Annotated in this window: 15 protein-coding genes; 7 read left to right on the top strand and 8 right to left on the bottom strand. The window is 65.5% G+C overall.

What is annotated here, in order from left to right:
• Positions 1-419 precede the first annotated feature (419 nt).
• A complete protein-coding gene (locus tag ABZV44_RS37305) occupies positions 420-797 on the bottom strand; it encodes a nuclear transport factor 2 family protein (RefSeq protein WP_354847295.1) in 378 nt (125 codons plus the stop codon).
• A 445-nt stretch (positions 798-1,242) separates the two neighbouring features.
• Between ABZV44_RS37305 and ABZV44_RS37300 the strand changes: the two genes are divergently transcribed.
• Positions 1,243-2,364 (top strand): helix-turn-helix domain-containing protein, encoded by a 1,122-nt coding sequence (locus ABZV44_RS37300; protein ID WP_354847365.1) that lies wholly within the window; start codon positions 1,243-1,245, stop codon positions 2,362-2,364.
• 132 nt (positions 2,365-2,496) lie between these two features.
• On the opposite strand, the gene ABZV44_RS37295 is transcribed toward ABZV44_RS37300, so the two are convergent.
• Positions 2,497-2,922: a hypothetical protein gene (locus ABZV44_RS37295; RefSeq protein ID WP_354847293.1), complete on the bottom strand. Its 426-nt coding sequence runs from the start codon at positions 2,920-2,922 to the stop codon at positions 2,497-2,499.
• Positions 2,923-3,541: 619 nt separating this feature from the next.
• Positions 3,542-3,883, bottom strand: a complete 342-nt coding sequence (locus tag ABZV44_RS37290; RefSeq protein WP_354847291.1) for a hypothetical protein — start codon at positions 3,881-3,883, stop codon at positions 3,542-3,544.
• 238 nt (positions 3,884-4,121) lie between these two features.
• Between ABZV44_RS37290 and ABZV44_RS37285 the strand changes: the two genes are divergently transcribed.
• A complete protein-coding gene (locus ABZV44_RS37285; RefSeq protein ID WP_354847288.1) occupies positions 4,122-5,066 on the top strand; it encodes an NADP-dependent oxidoreductase in 945 nt (314 codons plus the stop codon).
• Between the two features lie 394 nt (positions 5,067-5,460).
• Positions 5,461-6,120 (top strand): hypothetical protein, encoded by a 660-nt coding sequence (locus ABZV44_RS37280; protein ID WP_354847285.1) that lies wholly within the window; start codon positions 5,461-5,463, stop codon positions 6,118-6,120.
• Between the two features lie 482 nt (positions 6,121-6,602).
• Here the strand turns inward: ABZV44_RS37280 and ABZV44_RS37275 are convergent, their stop codons facing one another.
• From ABZV44_RS37275 to ABZV44_RS37265, 3 genes are all read right to left on the bottom strand, one after another.
• Positions 6,603-7,130, bottom strand: a complete 528-nt coding sequence (locus ABZV44_RS37275; protein WP_354847283.1) for a hypothetical protein — start codon at positions 7,128-7,130, stop codon at positions 6,603-6,605.
• Between the two features lie 603 nt (positions 7,131-7,733).
• Positions 7,734-7,874: a hypothetical protein gene (locus ABZV44_RS37270; RefSeq protein WP_354847281.1), complete on the bottom strand. Its 141-nt coding sequence runs from the start codon at positions 7,872-7,874 to the stop codon at positions 7,734-7,736.
• Between the two features lie 537 nt (positions 7,875-8,411).
• Positions 8,412-9,152, bottom strand: coding sequence for a hemerythrin domain-containing protein (locus ABZV44_RS37265; RefSeq protein WP_354847279.1), 741 nt, complete (start codon positions 9,150-9,152; stop codon positions 8,412-8,414).
• 307 nt (positions 9,153-9,459) lie between these two features.
• Here ABZV44_RS37265 and ABZV44_RS37260 point away from each other — a divergent pair, with 307 nt between their 5' ends.
• The 4 genes from ABZV44_RS37260 to ABZV44_RS37245 all read left to right on the top strand — a co-directional run bounded on the left by ABZV44_RS37260 (position 9,460) and on the right by ABZV44_RS37245 (position 14,363).
• Positions 9,460-10,560 (top strand): NAD-dependent epimerase/dehydratase family protein, encoded by a 1,101-nt coding sequence (locus ABZV44_RS37260; protein ID WP_354847276.1) that lies wholly within the window; start codon positions 9,460-9,462, stop codon positions 10,558-10,560.
• On the top strand, positions 10,541-11,572 hold the full coding sequence (locus ABZV44_RS37255) for a DNA topoisomerase IB (RefSeq protein WP_354847274.1): 1,032 nt from the start codon (positions 10,541-10,543) through the stop codon (positions 11,570-11,572). The genes ABZV44_RS37260 and ABZV44_RS37255 overlap by 20 nt, the downstream gene beginning before the upstream one ends.
• Before the next feature lie 945 nt (positions 11,573-12,517).
• On the top strand, positions 12,518-14,014 hold the full coding sequence (locus tag ABZV44_RS37250; protein WP_354847272.1) for a molybdopterin-dependent oxidoreductase: 1,497 nt from the start codon (positions 12,518-12,520) through the stop codon (positions 14,012-14,014).
• Between the two features lie 34 nt (positions 14,015-14,048).
• The gene (locus ABZV44_RS37245) at positions 14,049-14,363 is read left to right on the top strand and encodes a hypothetical protein (RefSeq protein WP_354847270.1); all 315 of its coding nucleotides are present in this window, start codon (positions 14,049-14,051) and stop codon (positions 14,361-14,363) included.
• 305 nt (positions 14,364-14,668) lie between these two features.
• On the opposite strand, the gene ABZV44_RS37240 is transcribed toward ABZV44_RS37245, so the two are convergent.
• Positions 14,669-16,141, bottom strand: a complete 1,473-nt coding sequence (locus tag ABZV44_RS37240; RefSeq protein ID WP_354847267.1) for a lipase maturation factor family protein — start codon at positions 16,139-16,141, stop codon at positions 14,669-14,671.
• A 372-nt stretch (positions 16,142-16,513) separates the two neighbouring features.
• A complete protein-coding gene (locus ABZV44_RS37235) occupies positions 16,514-16,951 on the bottom strand; it encodes an SPW repeat protein (protein WP_354837520.1) in 438 nt (145 codons plus the stop codon).
• Positions 16,952-17,062: the final 111 nt, after the last annotated feature.

Raw genomic sequence — 17,062 nt, 5'->3', positions numbered from 1 at the left:
CAAGTGGTCGCAGGTTCAAAGTCCTGTCAGCCCGACCAAGAAAACCCCTTCCGACCTGGGTCGGAAGGGGTTTTTGCCACTTGGCCAAGTGGGTAGCGACAGCCGCCGGTGAAAGCTGCAGGAGACGCGCGGGCAAGAGCGCATTACCTCTGTTCAGCAACGGTTGGCCGCGACCTCGACTGTCGCAGCTCCATGCCCATGATCTTCTCGATCGCGCGCCGAGATCGACAGCGCTGCCGAATCCCGCTGGGGCACAGGTCTACTGCGATGCACCCGCAAACCGGCCGCCCGGCCGTCTGTGGCGTGATCACCGGCAGACGTCGCGGGACAGGGCGACCGGCCGACCCGAACCCGGTTCGGTTCATTCAGCATTTGACGGCATGGCTCACGGCGGCTGCTGTGTCGGCGACCGCGCGCGTTCAGGCCAGGGCGGCCTGCATGGCGACCCCGTCGACGTAGGAGTGTTTCTCCTTGACTGCGCCGTCTTCGACCAGGACATAATCCGCGAGGTCGACGCACATGCGATTGCCGGTTGCCGTGGTCCCGGTCATCTGCATTTGGGCCACCCAGAAATCCTCTCCGGCGCGCAGCGAGATCAGGTGGAATGTCAGGTCGGGAACCAGGGCGAACGTCCCTGCGGCGACCTCGCGGATGGCGGCCCGGCCTCGGGCGGGTTCCTGGCCCGAGTGCATGTGGAACACCGAGTCGTCGGTGTGGAACTCGACGATTCGGCCTGGGTCGCGGTCCACCCAGCACGCGTGGTAGCGCTCGAACAGTTCGCCAGTGGCAGTGGTCATGATGGGCAACTCCGATCGTTGTACAAGTGGTTGTCGTCGATGTGACTTGGGAAGTGTTCTGCCAGAATCACTTCGAGTGAGATAACCGTGTCGTTGGCCTTCTCCTTTCGCTGGTGTGTGGCCGCCATCCGGGCCGTCGAGCACCGAACGCGGAGGCGATGATGCCGGGCAGCCGCAGCCAACTGGGTTGGCCCGCATAGTCAGTCAGCCGCTGGGAGGTTCGTGCAGCGCTTTCGGCGGTGACGAACCAACGGCGAGCTCGGCATCGCCCAGAACCTCGTCGGGGTGGGTGTGGTGGTGTGGGGCTGTGGTCACGGCGTGCTCCCTCCGCATCGATCAGGGAAATTCAGTGTCGCGGAAGGGCATTCACCGTGGCGACGGGCGCACGCCGCCACTTCGGACACCTCCGTTGTGCGCACGCACAAGGAACGCTAAGTTGACGACGGTGACCCAGGACACCCACATCGGGCACCCGCACCTCCTGCGAGAACTGCGGGCGGATCTGGCTGCGATCTCCGAGACGGTGACCGCCAAGATCGAACAGGACGAGACGGACTACGACGAAGCCGCACTCGGTCACCACGAATTGAGCACTCTGGTCTCCGACAGCCTCGCCGCATTGCTGGAGGCCATCTCCGGCACTCCGTACTCGCTCGAGCCCGCGCGCAGAGCCGGACGCCTCGAGGCCGAGCGGGGCATCCCGCTGGAGAGTTTGCTGCACGCATTCCGCGTCGCGGGATTGGCGTTCTGGGAGGTCGTCGTCGAACGCGCGGAACAGGACGACCAACCCGCGCTGCCCCAGCTGTCCACGCTGGTGTGGTCCACCATCGACGCCTATTCGGTCGCGGCGGCCGACACCTACCGGCGCATAGTCTTCGCCGGGGGTGAACAAACCGATCAACGGTTGCTGCGGGCGCTGTTCGATCCCGACCTCCCACCGGCGCAGCGCGCGGACTTGTGCAGCAGGATGCGCTTGCCCCTCCCCGGCATTTTCGTCGTCCTGGTCGGCGATCTCCGCCTCGCTGCGGCCGGAGTGACCACGGTCCGTACCGTTCTCGCCGACGATCGGGTGACCCTCGCCGCAGCGGGCTCCCCGGGGACGCTCGACCACGCCCTACGCGCCGTGACGGCGCGGGCCGGGGCCAGCAAACCCTTCACCGACCTCGTGTCCGCTCCTGCCGCGCTCGAGCAGGCGCGGCTCGCGTTCCGGTGTCTCAGCCCGGCCGACACCGGAGTCCACACCTATGCCTCGTCGCCGGCCCGTGCCTTGATCGCGGCCCACCCCGAACTCGCCGCGGACGTCCTCTCCGATGCGCTCGCCGCGTTCGACCGGCTCGACCCCGACGACGCCGACGCTCTCGCACAGACAGCCCTGGCTTGGTATGAACTCCGCGGCTCGACCTCGGCGATCGGAGAGCGGCTTCATCTGCACCGCAATACGGTGTTGCACCGTCTCAAGCGCATAGAACACCTCACCGGTTCAGCGTTCGCGGTGCCAGCAGACGCGGCGGTGCTGTATTTGGTGCTGCAGACACGGCTGCTCCAGGCTCCCGCCACCCCCGAATGATCCCGGCCCCACGCGGCCGTAGGGAAAAACGTGGGCCCCTGTTCAGTGCCCTGTCATCGGCTCCTCAACCAGGGCCCGAGGCCCGTTCGGAAAACGATGGTCAGCCGACCATCCTCGCGTATTCGGCCGTTCTCATTCTTCGCGCTGCAGTAGTGAGGCAAGGATCCTCTGAGCTTCATCGCGGACACCGGGGTCGTCGTCTGATGTCAGCTTTCGCAGCTGCTTGATCAGTCGGTCGGCACCCTCAGCCGTCATCCAGTCCGGGTAGCAGTCAAGAGCAGCCTGGATCTCTTCCGCGGTCGAGGTCTCGGCGGCGTAGCTCCTGGCCAGCAGTACACAGCGCAGGCCAACGATGTCTTTGCGTGCAAGCAGGGCCACGGCAGTCTCTTGCGTGACTGCGGTGTCCTGGTCCAGGAGAAGACGATGGAGGACGTCCGCCACCTCGTCCACCCTGGCTGATATCGCGAGCCGCCGTCCAGCTGCGGCGCGAACCGACCAGGCCGGGGAATCGGCGTCCCTGATCGCGATGCTCTGCTCTTGCCCACCGGAAGACTTCATACGCCCAGCTTGCCAGCGTGCACCTACTGGCCGAGAGCGGTTTGTACGGCCACAGCGGTTTCTGCGGCCCCGGCCCGGAAGTAGCAGCCTGCGGTTCCAGCAGCCCATGCCCCACAACAGGACCTGGACCTGGGTCACGTCCGCACCGCCTTGGCGCAGCAACGCACTGAAACGCCCGTCGATCATGCAGCGTCCCAGGATGTCCTCCATGAGGGAGTCGTCCCTCGCCGGCGTCGAGCCAGGGGAATAGCTTGATCCACTCGCTGAGCTTTGCGGGATCCCGCAGTTCCTCGACCTGGGCGTGCTGGTGCGGGCCCGCGTCGGCAGTCAGAACTCCTCCGGCGGGCTCCATTTCGACAGGAGCTGCGCGAAGCGTCAGCCTCGGCAACTTCGTCATTCCGCCCCTTGTCACTGGCCCAGTGTCACGCCCTCCTGTCACATCGACGGGGCTTCTCGGACCGGTCCCTCATTTTCGTGTGCAAAACCGGACCCTGTACGCGCCCGGCGGCTGTCGGCCTGGGGTACAGCCCAGTCCGACAGTCGTTCGGAGGACGATGCGATGCAGGGCGAAACCCCATGCGAGCGTGGCAGAATGGCCTACCGGGGGATCTCCGGTCAATCAGGCCGAGCAGGAAAGTTCCATATGCGTGAAGACATACGCCGACGTGTCGCCAAGCTCTTTGCGCAGGGTGTCGAGCACAATCGAGCGGTGCTCGTGTGGGTGAGGAAGCGCAACAAGGCAATTGGTCGCTTCGCCGGACGAATCGGCTTGTTCCACGCAGTCTTCCCAGCACCGTGCGGCGGACTGGTCGTCGCGTTCGCCGCCCACCGATTCCTGCGCTGGATCACCCCCATCGAAACCGCGGGTGACATCGATGTCACCCGCATCGACACCAGCCCCGGCATCGATAGATACCTCTGAAACCCGATACCCGGAATCGGGCCGCAGCGACCCGCTCATGGCGTGCAGCGTGTCCCGATGAAATACCCCGGTATCCGCAGTTCAGCGCTATAGCCTCGTGTGTGCCTGGACGAACAAGACGATGACCGAGTCGGCTGAGGTGAACCGACAGCCGGGTGCTGGCTCCCATCGTGATTCGCTGCAGGGCCGAATGTTCTGGCTCAGCGTCGGGATCGCCATGGTCGGCTCCGCCCCCGCAGAGTGTGGCCGCACGGCCTGGATACAGGGAGGTATTCACATGAAGGCGATCGTGGTGACGGACCAGGCCGCCGGAACGGCCGGAATGACGTTGGTGGAGCGGCCCGATCCGGATGTGGCGAGGTTCGCTAGCCTCTCGGGCGCGAGCTACGGCGATGTCATCGTCGAGGTTCATGCGTCGGGATTCACCGGGGATGAGTTGGAGTGGCCCTCGACCTGGATCGATCGGCTCGGCCGGGACCGGACGCCGTCGATCCCCGGGCACGAGCTGGCCGGGGTGGTCAGTGCTCTCGGCTATGGCACAACCGGCGTGTCGGTGGGGCAGCGGGTGTTCGGGCTCACCGACTGGACTCGCGACGGAACACTGGCGGAGTACGTAGTCGTCGAGGCACGTAATCTCGCGCCGCTGCCGGGCGACATCGACTTCACGGTGGGCGCGGGCGCCACGATGGCGGGCTTGACCGCCTGGCAGGGGCTGTTCGAGCACGGCCGTCTTCAGGCGGGGCAGAGCGTCCTCGTGCACGGTGCGGCCGGGGTAGTCGGGTCGATGGCAACCCAGCTCGCACGTGAGGCCGGCGCCTACGTCATCGGCACCGGGCGCACGGCCGGCCGGCAGACCGCGCTCGACTTCGGGGCGCACGAGTTCGTCGACCTTCAGAACGACTCTCTGGAAGACATCGGCGGAGTCGATCTGGTCTTCGATGTCATCGGCGGAGACATCCAGAAGCGGTCCGCGGATCTCGTTCGAGCCGGAGGAACGCTGGTGACCGTCACCGGGCCGCCCGAGGCTCGGCCCGCCCACGGACTGGCGATCGACTTCGTCGTCGTATCCGATCGCGCCCAACTCGGTGAGATCGCCCAGCGTGTGCGCGACGGACGAGTGCGGACGAACATCGGCACAGTCGCCACCCTCGACGACGCCGTCGCCGCCTTCAACCCGACCCAGCGACGCAAGGGGAAGACGGTCATCCGCGTTCGTCCGTGAGGAAGCGATAACTACCTACAGCCTTCTGTGAGGAGAAGCGTCCGCGGGTGCCCCCGCGTTCGGAAAACGATGCGCGGGCCGGCAGGAGCCGTGGTCGATACCGAGATCTGGCAGACCGACGAACCCGTACTGGACGCTGTGCTCACCCCGCAGACAACGTCGTCGTGCTGGAGGTCCTTGAAGAGGCCTCCCCTGGTACGACCGAAGGCCGGGGTCGACCCGTTCTAGCTCGCGCACTGCGGGCCCGAAGCTCGCGGTGGTGTGACCTCTCCTAGAATCAAGATCACCTGGTGACCGGCGGTTCGGCAGCCTGTGACCGGGCGATGTTGCACGCTGTCACGGGTGCGTGATGGGAGATTCCTTCTTCGTTTTCCGACGTGAGAGGAGTTCGATCATGGCTGGCAACAACATTCCCTCAGATCAGTGGAAACTCCGAGGCGGCACCGCCTGGGTGTATCCGGCCAACGGTGTGGCGCGGGTCGTCGATCCGGTGATCGTGGTCGCCGAACCCGGCCCAGGACCCACCGACCTCGACGCGTTCGCGGACCGGGTGGACGGCCCGGACTACCCGCTGCGGACCAAACTGGCCCAACACGGCAAGGACGTGATCCTGGTGGGCTACGACGACAAATCCGACTGGGACACCGCCGAGCAGGTGATCGAAGAGGCTGCGCTGCGCACGTGTGCGATGCGCTTCGGCAGCAAGCCCATGGCCGTCGTCGGTGCCGGCCGGGCCGCGCTGCTGGCCCGCTACGCCCTGGCCCGTCTCGAGGACAAGCGGATGTCTCATGAGGTGGGTGCCTTCTTCAGCCTCGACAGCACGACACCGACCGCGGCCGAGCAGGACGCGCTCAACACTGTCGGAGCCATGCCCCAGCTGCCGCGGTTGGGGAAGATCACCAGCGCGGGGACCCGCGACCTCGAAGGCCTCGGCCCCCGCGACGATCCGGCCAGTTCCCAGTTCGACGATGCCCTCTACGCATCCGGCCCGGCCTCGAAAACCTCGCTGGTCAACGAGGAAGAGGGCAACTGGCTACTCGAACGACTGCCCTGACCGCCTGGGCGGCCCGACCGCCCACCCTGTCGAAACCCCGAGGGCCCCTGCGTCACAGCAGGGGCCCTCTGCTGGTCGGGGTGTCACCCCGCAGGGGTTGGAGCCGACCCCGCCACTCCCACACCGCCGCCGACGTTGCGATGCGCCTGCACGCATGTCCGGATTGCGGTGCCCGAAGGATGGGCGCGAGCAGGCGCATCGACCCCACAAGTGATGGAGCTGCCAGGTATTCGGCTCCCCGGCGGGGCCCGGACAGTGACGACATAGGGCGTGGTCCTGACCGATCGTGCCGACTACCTGGGCTACCAGGAGTTTTCGCCGGAGATCGGGCGGATATGCCCTAATCCTTTGGATGGCAACCGATATCGCGGCCCAACTGGCGTGTACGAGCGTCGGGCGGCCATGGACGGTGCCGCGGCGACACAGGTCCGGCGGGCCGCGCGCCAGAATCCGGACGATTCGGCCGCGAGGCCATCACCTAGCTACTGCACGCCGAACGACACCACGCGGCCGCCGGTGCTGCCGGTCTGAAAGCCGTTCAGGATCGTTTCGATCGGGTTCGGGATGACGGAGCTTCCGGTGGTGCCGTTGGACCTGAAGTCGGTGGACTGCTGGCTGGTCGTGCCATCGGCATTCTTCTGCGAGGCGACGATGTGCTGGTCGCCGGCTGCCAGGCTGAGTTCGACGGTGACGACGTAATTGGCGCCGTTGGTTGGTTTCAGCGCAAATGGGCTGCCCCCCAGCGTGACTCCGTTGACCACAATCGTCACCGGAGTCGAGGTCGTCGCTTCCACAGTGATGTATGCCCCCTGGAACCCGCTGTCGGTGCGGGTAAACGCCTGGACGGAGACGATGTCGGCCGATGCGGGGGCTGCTCCCGTAATGAGCGCGGCTGCTGCGGCGGCCGCTACGGCGATGGTGCTGAGTCCTTTGCGGGACAGCGCCTTGACGTCCAGGAATGGTGCGCGGGCTGTCAGTCCGGGCCGGACCGTGGGGTTCTCGGTGTTCACGGGCCGAAGATATGTGAAATATATTTGTTTTAAACGGGATTGAGCGCCCCCCGTTTCTTGGGCAGCGCTTCCGGGGGCTCGAGCCCGACGTGCGGACGCGGCGAGCCGAACCGAGGCGTTCGGAAGACGATGGCCCGGCCAGCGGCGCTACGAGATTTCGGACTCATGTCCTCCCGCATGGCAACCAGGAGAAGGCGGGAGGATGCACGCGAGGAGATTGCCGATGAACTGCAGGGCCGAGTCCATCCCGGCCGACCCCGTGGAGGAGCCGGTCTGCGCGACCGGGGTCGCTGGTGCGTCGAGGACGGGGAGCGGCGCGGCCACCGCCTGTCCGGCTCCGACGGTCAATGCCGTGGCAATGCCAACTGCCGCAATGAGAGTGCGCATGCAGGAACCCTTCGATCGAGCGTGCGGCCGAATCTCTCGACCCGCTGCCGAAGAGTTAATCATCTCCATTTCAAAACATCTGCCGGATTCCGCGCACCTGAGAGCCCCGAATTCCATGGGCCTAGGTATCCCGGATTCGGGTGGATGTCCGGCCCCGCTGCGGCGCAACGCCGGACGTGGTGATCTAACGACCAACTTCGTTATCAGTGGCCGTCTTCAACCCCTTCCCAGGCCTTCATCAAGGACATTGCGCAGGATCTGTTGCAGCGCTGCATCGTTGAGCAGGCTGCCGCCGAAGCTGACCGAACCTGCCGAGAAAACCAGCCCGCCGCCGGGGTCATGGATGTAGGCAACCATGTCGGCGCCGCAGCCCGGCGGGGGGGTTGATACCGGTCGCGAGTACCACCGTTCCCGGCGGCGGAGCACCACGATCGTTCGAGGCCGGTTCCACCGGACCGGTGACCACTTGCCCGTCCGGGGCCGTACCCGCGATGGAAATGTCCACCTCCCACCCGCTCGCGCCGTCGCCGCTGATGCCGTCCGGAGCGGTGCCCACGGCGCCGAGGCTGGTCATGCCGATCAAGTCGCCTTGGGCGGACGAGCAGCCGGCGCCGAGCACGTTGTGGCACAACTCTTTATGATCTTCACGGGGTGGTTCTTCCCCGAAGTCCGCAGGACCTCTCACATGTTCGGAAAACGATGGCGGGCTCAAACGGTCAGTGCGTCAACGCTGTTCAGGTTGGTCGCTTCGCTGGACGGATCGGCCTGTTCCCGGCAGTCTTCCCAGCACTGTGCGGCGGACGGGGCCAACCACCAGAGCAAGCTGGCCCTCGAACACCGACCAAACCCGACCGATCAGCGGAGGTCGGGTGTCCGATTCCCTGCCGATATCGGTCATCCCTCGGATTTAGTCCGCCAATCACGCACGGCATCACGAATCCGATCGAACAATGCCAACGGCGGCCCGAACACCACGTTGGCTGTCGCGGACTCCCCCGCCTGCGGATGCGGACGAGTCGGCGCAACGGCCTCGGCGACCCGCACCGCGGTCGCCAGACGCGCGCTGTCGCGCTCGGAGAGACTCCTGCGCAACTGATCGAATTCCTCCTTCTCCTCCATCTCGGCGTGCTCGATCACCGCCCCGGCGAAGTCGCGGAACTTGCCCGCGAACTGGTCATGGGTGACACCGAGCTCATAGAGTTCGGCCAGCACGTGCTTGGCCTCATCCTCCTCATGGAGCCGATCATCGATGACCTCCCCGGCGACCTCGGCGCGCCGCGACGCCGGATGCACGACCTGTTCCTCAGCGCTCTCGTGCACGGCCAGCAACCGCACCAGATCCTCGAAAGGCTGCCGCTTGGCCTCCCCCGAGGCCGTCTCCACCCGCCGCAACAGATCCTTGATCTGTGTGTGCTGTCCCTCCAGCAGCGTGATGACATCGCCCTGCTCAGTCGACATGTGGCCCTCCTCCGATTCCGCGGCTGACCGGGCCTGCGCGCCCATTCGACCGGCCTCACGGGGGTCGGCGGCATTGGCTTCACCGAAACTGCCGCTGCTGGCTCTGCCACCCTTGCTCGCTTGCTGCTCGGTATCGGGGCGGTTGCCGAACTGACCGGGATTATTGGGATCTGGCATCGCGATTCCTCCTTCGACTCATATTGCGGGCGGTCCTGTCGCCGCCCACATCCCTCGCCTACCCGAGTTGCCCTGCCGCAATCGGTTCCCGAGCACGCGACCGAACCGGATCTCTGCCAGCGCGGCATCAGGCCCAATGTCTGTCACCTCGGCCAGAATCGGCCCGGAGAACCGCGAATTCGCAAACCTGGCGACACATCCACTCGTCTATCCCGCATGATCGGGTCTTCACCGCATGGCCGTGTGATCGCGGAAAGACCGGGTATGGCACGAACGGAACGAAGATCACCACGGAGAGGAGTCCCCCATGCACGTCGTCGTGGTCGGCGCAACCGGCAATGTCGGGATCTCGGTGGTCCAAGCCCTCTCGGCCGACCCCGCCGTGGCCTCCATCTCGGGATTGGCACGCAGGCAACCACATCTTCGAATCGAGAAGACGGACTGGGCCGGAGTCGACATCCGTGTCCACGACCTGGTGCCGCTGTTCCGTGGCGCGGACGCGGTCGTTCATCTGGCGTGGTCGATCCAGCCGATGCGACGGGCGGCCGAGACCTGGCGTTCCAATATCACCGGAATGTCGCGAATCCTCGATGCCGTTGCAGCGGCCGAGGTTCCGGCCCTGATCTACGCCTCGTCGGTCGGCGCGTACTCGCCACGGCGCGATGAGCGACCGGTATCCGAGGACTGGCCGACCGACGGCTGGCCGGAGGCCGGCTACACCCGGGAGAAGGCCTACGCCGAACGGATGCTCGACGAGTTCGTGAGCACCAATCCACGCTGCCGGGTAGTGCGCATGCGACCGGCATTCATCTTCCAGCGTGGCGCCGCCAGCGAGCAACGACGCCTCTTCGCGGGTCCGCTGCTGCCGAACAAGTTGATGCGTCCCGGACTGATCCCGGTCGTTCCCGACACACCGGAACTCCTGCTGCAGGCCGTGCACGCCACCGACGTGGCCGAGGCGTATCGGCTCGCCGTCTCCCGAGACGTCTCTGGCCCGTTCAACCTCGCCGCCGACCCCGTTCTCGACTCCCAGGGCCTCGCGGAACTGCTCGATGCCCGGAAGATCCGCATGCCGGCCCAGCTTTTGCGGACCGCGGCGGCCACGGCCTGGCATCTGCGCCTCATACCGGTCCAGCCCCAACTCGTGGATGCCTTCCTGCGGCTACCCGTCATGGACGCCACTCGTGCCCACGACGTGCTGGGATGGAGCCCCCGCTACAGCTCCGTAGAAGCATTGCTCGAAGTGCTCGACGGAATACGCACCGCCGCCGACATCGACACTCCGCCACTGTCGCGAACCGCGGGCGGACCACTACGGATTCACGAATTCACCTCCGGCATAGGCGCATCCGACCCGGTCGATCGCACGCCCGCCCCGAGGATCAGCAATGCGGTTGCGACGCAGTGATATTCACGCACCGGGAATCGTCAGACGACGCTGCGGACGTGGATTCTCCTACACCACCGCCCAGGGAAAGCCCGTCATCGACGGCTCGACCTTGGAACGAATCCGGGCGCTGGCCATTCCACCGGCGTGGCGGAGGGTCTGGATCTGTCCGCATCCCAACGGACACATTCAGGCCACAGGCCGCGACAGTGCCGGACGTCGCCAATACCTCTACCACGACCAGTGGCGCACAGAACGCGACGAAGAGAAGTTCGACCGGGTCCTCGACCTGGCCGGCCACCTACCGCGCATGCGCGACGCCGTCCGTGCCGATCTCGCACAGCGGGGATTCTCCGAGCATCGTGTACTCGCGGTGGCGATCGCGCTGCTCGACTCCGGTGCCTTCCGCGTCGGGAACGAGGAATACGCCGACACGAACGGCACCTATGGCGTCGCGACCCTGCTGCGCGATCACGTCCAGGTCTCCGGCGAGCAGATCAGCTTCGCATTTCCCGCGAAAGGCGGTGCCCAGCGGCAGGCAACCATCGAAGATATGTTGCTCGCCAAAGCCATTCAGGGCTTAAGGCGTAGCTCCGCCCCGGCCGCTCGTCTCCTCGTGTGCCGCGAGGTCGGCGGTTTCCGCCCGATCCGGGCCGAGGACATCAACGTCCGATTCCGGGAACTGACAGGTCCGGAATTCAGCGTCAAGGACCTGCGCACTTGGCAGGCGACCGTCCTCGCAGCGGTCGATTTCGTCACCTGCGAATGCCCCGAATCGGCTCGTGCGCGGCGAGCTGTCGTCAGACGAGTGATGACCGATGTCTCGCAGGTGCTCGGCAACACCGCCGCGGTCGCACGTGAGTCATACGTCGACCCTCGTGTCGTCCACGCCTTCGAACACGGCGCAACCGTTGCCGCCGCGATGCGCAAAGCCCAGCGCAGCGAGTCCGCTACCGGGCAGCGGACCATGATCGATGCCGCAGTGGCTCGCCTGATACACCGAGCAGAGCGCGGCATTCGAAGCGCCGGGTAGTTGTTCGGTGCGGCGTGGCATTTCCGGCTACGCGCGGCGGACCACTCGTCGCGCACGGCACATACGGCGGGTTGGAGATCATTCGTCGAAGCAACGGCCGCGCACCGCCGAGCAGAAGCCGCCGTGGATCAAACAGGCTTCCAGCCCTCGCAGCCGACCAGCCTGGGTGGCGGTTCAAGATCAGTGATTCGGGTACGCGGTGAATATCTTTCACGGCAATCGGGCTGCGTGCTGCTCGCGGCGCCGATATGGCTCGAAGCTCATGGAGGATGACTTTTCGGCATTTGACGGGTCGCACCGGCGCAGGGCCTGAACAGGAGATATGCGAAGTGACGAAGTCGTTCGGTGCATCGATCGTTCGCTGAACGGAAGGGCAATGATGATGACCCGCGAGTTTTACCGGCGTATCACGGCCAAGGCCGCGCTGGCGGCGGTGGCGGTAGCGACTCCGGTGATGGCGGCGGTTCCGGCTGTGGCCGCGCCGCCCCTGGTGCCCGGTGTCGTGCAGGTCGATCGGCCTTCGGGGTGGGGTAGTAATTCCATCGCGCCCGTGCCGCCGCCGCCTCCGCCGGTCCCGCCCCATGGCTGCAACGGTGATGGCTGCGGCGACAACGGCGGAACTTGTGGCGGGACCGGCGGGAGCGGCGGGAACTGCGACAATAACGGCGGGAACTGCGGCGATAACGGCGGGAACTGCGGCGGCAACGGGGGAACCGGTGGAGGTCCAGCGGTCGCAGACGTCCTCGGAATCGTCTACTTGGACGAGTGGTCCCGATAGCGATTGCGTTACTGCGGCCTTGCCGGTCTTGGAAGGGGACAGCAAACACGCCTCGACGTCGGCCGACCGGCCTCAGTGCCTCGGCCCTGGTCCGGATTCGCGGCTCCCACGCGCGCATATATGACCAGCGGTTCTAACCCTGAAGAGTGGTCGGAAGGGAGCGGTGTATGGAGCAGATTCCGCACTATCCGCTGTTCGTGGTCATCACCCATGGACTGAACATCCTGTTCGTCACCTTGCTCATGCGCTCGGGCGTCGAGGTACTGTCGTCGATGCCCAAGCTGTACTGGAGCGACGGCTGTCCGCCGGGCCGGGAATGGCTTCGGCTGTCCCGCACGAACTTCGGCGCCGATTCGCGTCGGCCATGGGTGTCGTTGGACGAAGAGGAGTCCTGGCATCCGATTATCGCGCTACCGGGTCGTAAGAACTTGGGTCTCGGGCGGCATTGGCACTTCCTGACGATGCAGTTCTGGATTCTCACCGGTGCGGTCTACGTGGTGATGGTCTTCGTCTCCGGATATTGGAGCTATCTGGTGCCCACGCACTGGAGCATCGTGCCGCAGGCCATCCGGGATATCGGCACGTATCTGCATTTCCAGCTGGCGCCCCAGCTTCCCGGACAACCTTTCGACGCCGCCCAGAAACTCACCTATTTCGGCGTGATCTTCGTGCTGGCACCGCTGCAGATCGCCTCCGGAGCAGCGATGTCACCGACGGTGCTGGCCCGATTCCCTTGGTACGGAAGGCTGTTCGGCGGAAAGCAGGGCGCGCGCAGCGTCCACTTCCTCGGGCTGTGCGCGATGGCCGCCTTCGTCTTCGTGCACCTGCTCATGGTCGTCGTGCACGGTATTCCGGGCGAATTCGCCAAGATCTTCCTCGGCTCCGAGGACGGGAACCGGGTTCTCGCGACCGTGGTCGGCTCGCTGACGTTGCTGGCAGTGGTGATCGTTCACGTGGCGGCCACCGTGTACTCCCGGATCAATCCCCGCCGCACCCAGCGTCTGCTGGGCAAGCTCGTGCACCGCTTCGAATACCTGCTCACGCTGCTGGGCCCCTCTCGCCAGCATTACCGGCGACGCGACATCTCCGAATACCACCGCGTCAACGGCTACCCGCCGACCGACCAGGCGTATCAGTGGCTGGCCGCCGACGGATTCCGAGGCTATGTACTGCCCGTGGGCGGTCTGGTCGACCATCCGATGACGCTGTCGTTGCCCGAATTGGCGCAGCTGGGCATGACTCGCCAGATCACCAACCACAACTGCATCCAGGGCTGGAACGGCATCGCCGAATGGGGCGGCGTGCCGCTGTCGGCACTCATCGACCTCGTCCAGCCATCGACATCGGTGACCCACATCGTGTTCTACGCGATGGATGACAAGGCACTCACCGAGGGTCGAGGGCGATATGGCTACTTCTACGAGGCCGTTCCGATCACCATCGCCAGAGGACCACAAGCCCTGCTCGCGCTGGAAATGAACGGCGCGCCGCTCCCCATCGAACACGGAGCTCCGCTACGGCTGCGACTGGAAAACCAGCTCGGCTACAAGATGGTCAAATGGATCAAAGCCATCGAATTCGTCGACGACATCACCGATATCGGCATGGGCCAAGGCGGCTACCGCGAGGACCAACTGTTTTACAGCAACAGCCCCGGAATCTGAGATACCCCACACGAGCGGCAGGAGGGAAGCGCTCATGACCGGACCAATCGAACAAGCATTGGACCCCACCCAGCTCACCGTCGCCCGGGCCCGCGCCGACGTCCTGCAAGGCCGCGGCCGCGACACCGCACCCGCCGAACAGACCGCCGCGCAACAAGATCGCGACCTGCTGGGCGCGCTGCCGGCCCCGCTGGAACGCGAACTCGTTCACCTGGCCACCACACTGATCAGGCAAACACCCCACGGACAGATCTCGGAAACCCTGCGGGCCCAGTTCGACCAGATCTGCACAGCCTGGCAGGTGCCGCAAAACGCGGCAAGCGCGCGACTACACCCGCGAACCGAATAGGACCCAGCGGTCAAAATCCCGTCATCCGACCTGGTGATGCACCGCCCACAAGTGGGCGACTTGAGAAACTATCAGTGTTCGGCTACGAGGTCTCTGGGCATCCTTGCCAGTTCTTTTGAGACGCTTGACATTTCGCATGCGTCCATGGAGACGTTCACTGCCGCTGTGCGCCGCTACGAGGTGCCCTCGGAAGGGTTGAGCAACAACGGAAGTCAGTACACCGGCCGTTGCCGGCGCCGCGTCCCGTCTGAGCGCCCGGGCTCTCGTATGACCGGCCACTGGCCCGCGGTCGCCCGTAGCCCGCGTCACGCGGTTGAGGAACCCTCACCGTCGGTGGGTTCAGAGGGAGCTTCGGTGGTCGGGGACAATCTGGCTGGAGGCAGGTATTCGCCCAGGTAGCGGCGGGTCCACCAGGCCCCGGTGCCGCGGCGCTCGTCCCTGGTCGTGAAGCGGTAGACGTAGAGCAGGGCTCGCACGTACTCCGGCGGACGGCCCGGGAACGGATTACTCGCCAGCAGGCGCAGCGTCGGCGCGTCGCCGCGGAGCAGCTTGACAACCAGCGCCACGAACCAGGCTTGGGCGCGGCGCGGCGATATCGCCGCGAACCACATCAGCCAGTCCAGCCGGAGGTGATAGGGGGCGACCTGCCGTGGACGGCGGGACACGGTCCCGGGTTTGGCTTTGAATTCATAGGCCCTCCATGTCGCCTCCGGGCCCGGTTCGTCATCGGTGCCCTCGATGACCAGTTCGAACCGGTGACGAGTGATGCGACCGAACAGCCCGTAGGTGTTGCCCAGGTACAGCCGGTTGAACGCGGCGTTCATCATCTGGTGCCGGGAGGCCATATTGCGCACCGGCGCCCAGCTCAGAACCACCATGACCAGCGTCAGGATCGTCACCATGATCGTGAACCACCCCGGACCGGGCACGGGGTGCGGCAACCGGACCGGTAGTGCCGCCGCGAGCAGGCGGCCGTCGAGCGCGAGGGTGGCCAGTGCGATCGCGAGCAGGTTCAGCCACGCGAAATTCCCGCTGACCATCAGCCACAGCTGCGTCGCGATGATGATCGCGGCCGATACCGTGGCGATCGGCTGCGGGAACAGCAGCCCGAACGGCACGATCAGCTGCGCGACATGGTTTCCCAGCGCCTCCAGGCGATGAATCGGTGTAGGCAGATGATGGAAGTACCAGCTGAACCGGTTCGGCAGCGGCTGGGTCTCGTGGTGGTAGCACAGTGCGGTGAAGTCACGCCACGCCGGATCGTTGCGGAGCTTGATCAGGCCCGCTCCCACTTCGAGCCGGACCAGCAGCCAACGCATCAGCAACACCACCGCGATCGGTGGGGCCGTTGCCGCATTCCCCAGGAAGGCCGTCAGAAAGCCGGCCTCGAGCAACAGCATCTCCCAGACGAAGCCGTAGAACGCCTGCCCGGCATTGACGAACGACAAGTACAGCGCCCACAGCGCCATCCACACCATCATCGCCACCGGCAGCGGCACGACATCGGCCACACCGAGGACGACTCCGGCTGAGCCCACCGCGCCCAGCGCCGCCAGCCCGCGGGCGAAACGGTCACTGTAGTGGAAGCAGAAGACACTGGGTGCTGCCCGAAAACCGGCGAAACGAAGATACCGCGGCGTCGGCAACAGACCTCGTTCACCGCACAGGGCACGGAATTGGGTGAAGGTCGACAAGAACGCGATCAGGTATACCAGGCCCAGCAGCCGCTCGAAGATCAGCCGGGCGAGTAGATAACCGGAGTCGTAGAACCCGAACATCGCTGGTCACTGTTGGTAGCTGGCTTCCTCCTCACGGGAAGAACGCTCGATTCGACCGCATTCCATCCTGTGTTGCGGTGACGGCGCCGCAACACGGATTGCCGAACAATGGTCGATATCCCCTCCTGGGGACGACCACCACCCTCACCAGACGGATGACCCGACATTGACACGCTCGCAGGATGACTGGATCGCGTCCCCGTGACATCCAATGGCGCTGGCCACGCCGAAGATGTCGACGAAGGCGGTCATCCCCGGACGGACACCGATGTGATCATCGTGGGCGCACGCTTCCCACAGGAACATGCGCTCACCTCTCAGACCGGCGGGATGCTGCGGCGAGCGCCGTACCCTCCGGTTATTCGGTCCGGGTTATCTGGTCCGGGGCATCGTCGTCAGCGCCATCGAGCCCAGGCCGAGTACCAGGGCGATCGTGCCGGTCACCACGTTGCTCCAGATGGTCGCGGTATGGGCGACGTCGCCGCTGATCACCCAGGGAGCGATGATCGTCCACAGCCCGATCAGCGGAGCGACCCAGGTCAGGGTGTGCATCCGGCCGTGCGCCGAGGAGGACCCGAAAGCCAGCACCGCCAGGGCGATTCCGAGTATCAGGTCGTTGCCGGTCAAGGTGGGGAACCGGTTGAATCCGACGACCCACGGAGAGATCGCGAGGTAGAGGCCGGTCAGGAACAACAGGCCCGTGACCAGCTGGGCAACCGGCGCCTCCGCGGCGAGCTCGTATTTGTCGTGCTTGGCCCGCAACGCCACGATATCGGGGTGCAGGCTCATGTTCATGGCCTCACTGGTCATGTCTTCCACCAACTTTCCGACTGAATGCCGAATCGAAGGACACCTCGAGCCGGAGCGGTCGCAATCGTCACGGACAGCGGTTTGGGTTGCGATCACCACCGAACCCCTTGT

This window comes from Nocardia sp. NPDC004860, from assembly GCF_040609015.1.
Lineage (GTDB): Bacteria > Actinomycetota > Actinomycetes > Mycobacteriales > Mycobacteriaceae > Nocardia.
This window is presented reverse-complemented; position numbering and strand designations above follow the sequence as displayed.

Coding starts and splice junctions, on each gene's coding strand:
- ABZV44_RS37235 (WP_354837520.1), bottom strand. CDS start 16,951: ATGACCAGTGAGGCCATGAACATGAGCCTGCACCCCGATATCGTGGCG.
- ABZV44_RS37270 (WP_354847281.1), bottom strand. CDS start 7,874: ATGGTTGCCTACATCCATGACCCCGGCGGCGGGCTGGTTTTCTCGGCA.
- ABZV44_RS37245 (WP_354847270.1), top strand. CDS start 14,049: ATGACCGGACCAATCGAACAAGCATTGGACCCCACCCAGCTCACCGTC.
- ABZV44_RS37260 (WP_354847276.1), top strand. CDS start 9,460: ATGCACGTCGTCGTGGTCGGCGCAACCGGCAATGTCGGGATCTCGGTG.
- ABZV44_RS37305 (WP_354847295.1), bottom strand. CDS start 797: ATGACCACTGCCACTGGCGAACTGTTCGAGCGCTACCACGCGTGCTGG.
- ABZV44_RS37240 (WP_354847267.1), bottom strand. CDS start 16,141: ATGTTCGGGTTCTACGACTCCGGTTATCTACTCGCCCGGCTGATCTTC.
- ABZV44_RS37265 (WP_354847279.1), bottom strand. CDS start 9,152: ATGCCAGATCCCAATAATCCCGGTCAGTTCGGCAACCGCCCCGATACC.
- ABZV44_RS37295 (WP_354847293.1), bottom strand. CDS start 2,922: ATGAAGTCTTCCGGTGGGCAAGAGCAGAGCATCGCGATCAGGGACGCC.
- ABZV44_RS37285 (WP_354847288.1), top strand. CDS start 4,122: ATGAAGGCGATCGTGGTGACGGACCAGGCCGCCGGAACGGCCGGAATG.
- ABZV44_RS37255 (WP_354847274.1), top strand. CDS start 10,541: ATGCGGTTGCGACGCAGTGATATTCACGCACCGGGAATCGTCAGACGA.
- ABZV44_RS37250 (WP_354847272.1), top strand. CDS start 12,518: ATGGAGCAGATTCCGCACTATCCGCTGTTCGTGGTCATCACCCATGGA.
- ABZV44_RS37280 (WP_354847285.1), top strand. CDS start 5,461: ATGGCTGGCAACAACATTCCCTCAGATCAGTGGAAACTCCGAGGCGGC.
- ABZV44_RS37290 (WP_354847291.1), bottom strand. CDS start 3,883: ATGAGCGGGTCGCTGCGGCCCGATTCCGGGTATCGGGTTTCAGAGGTA.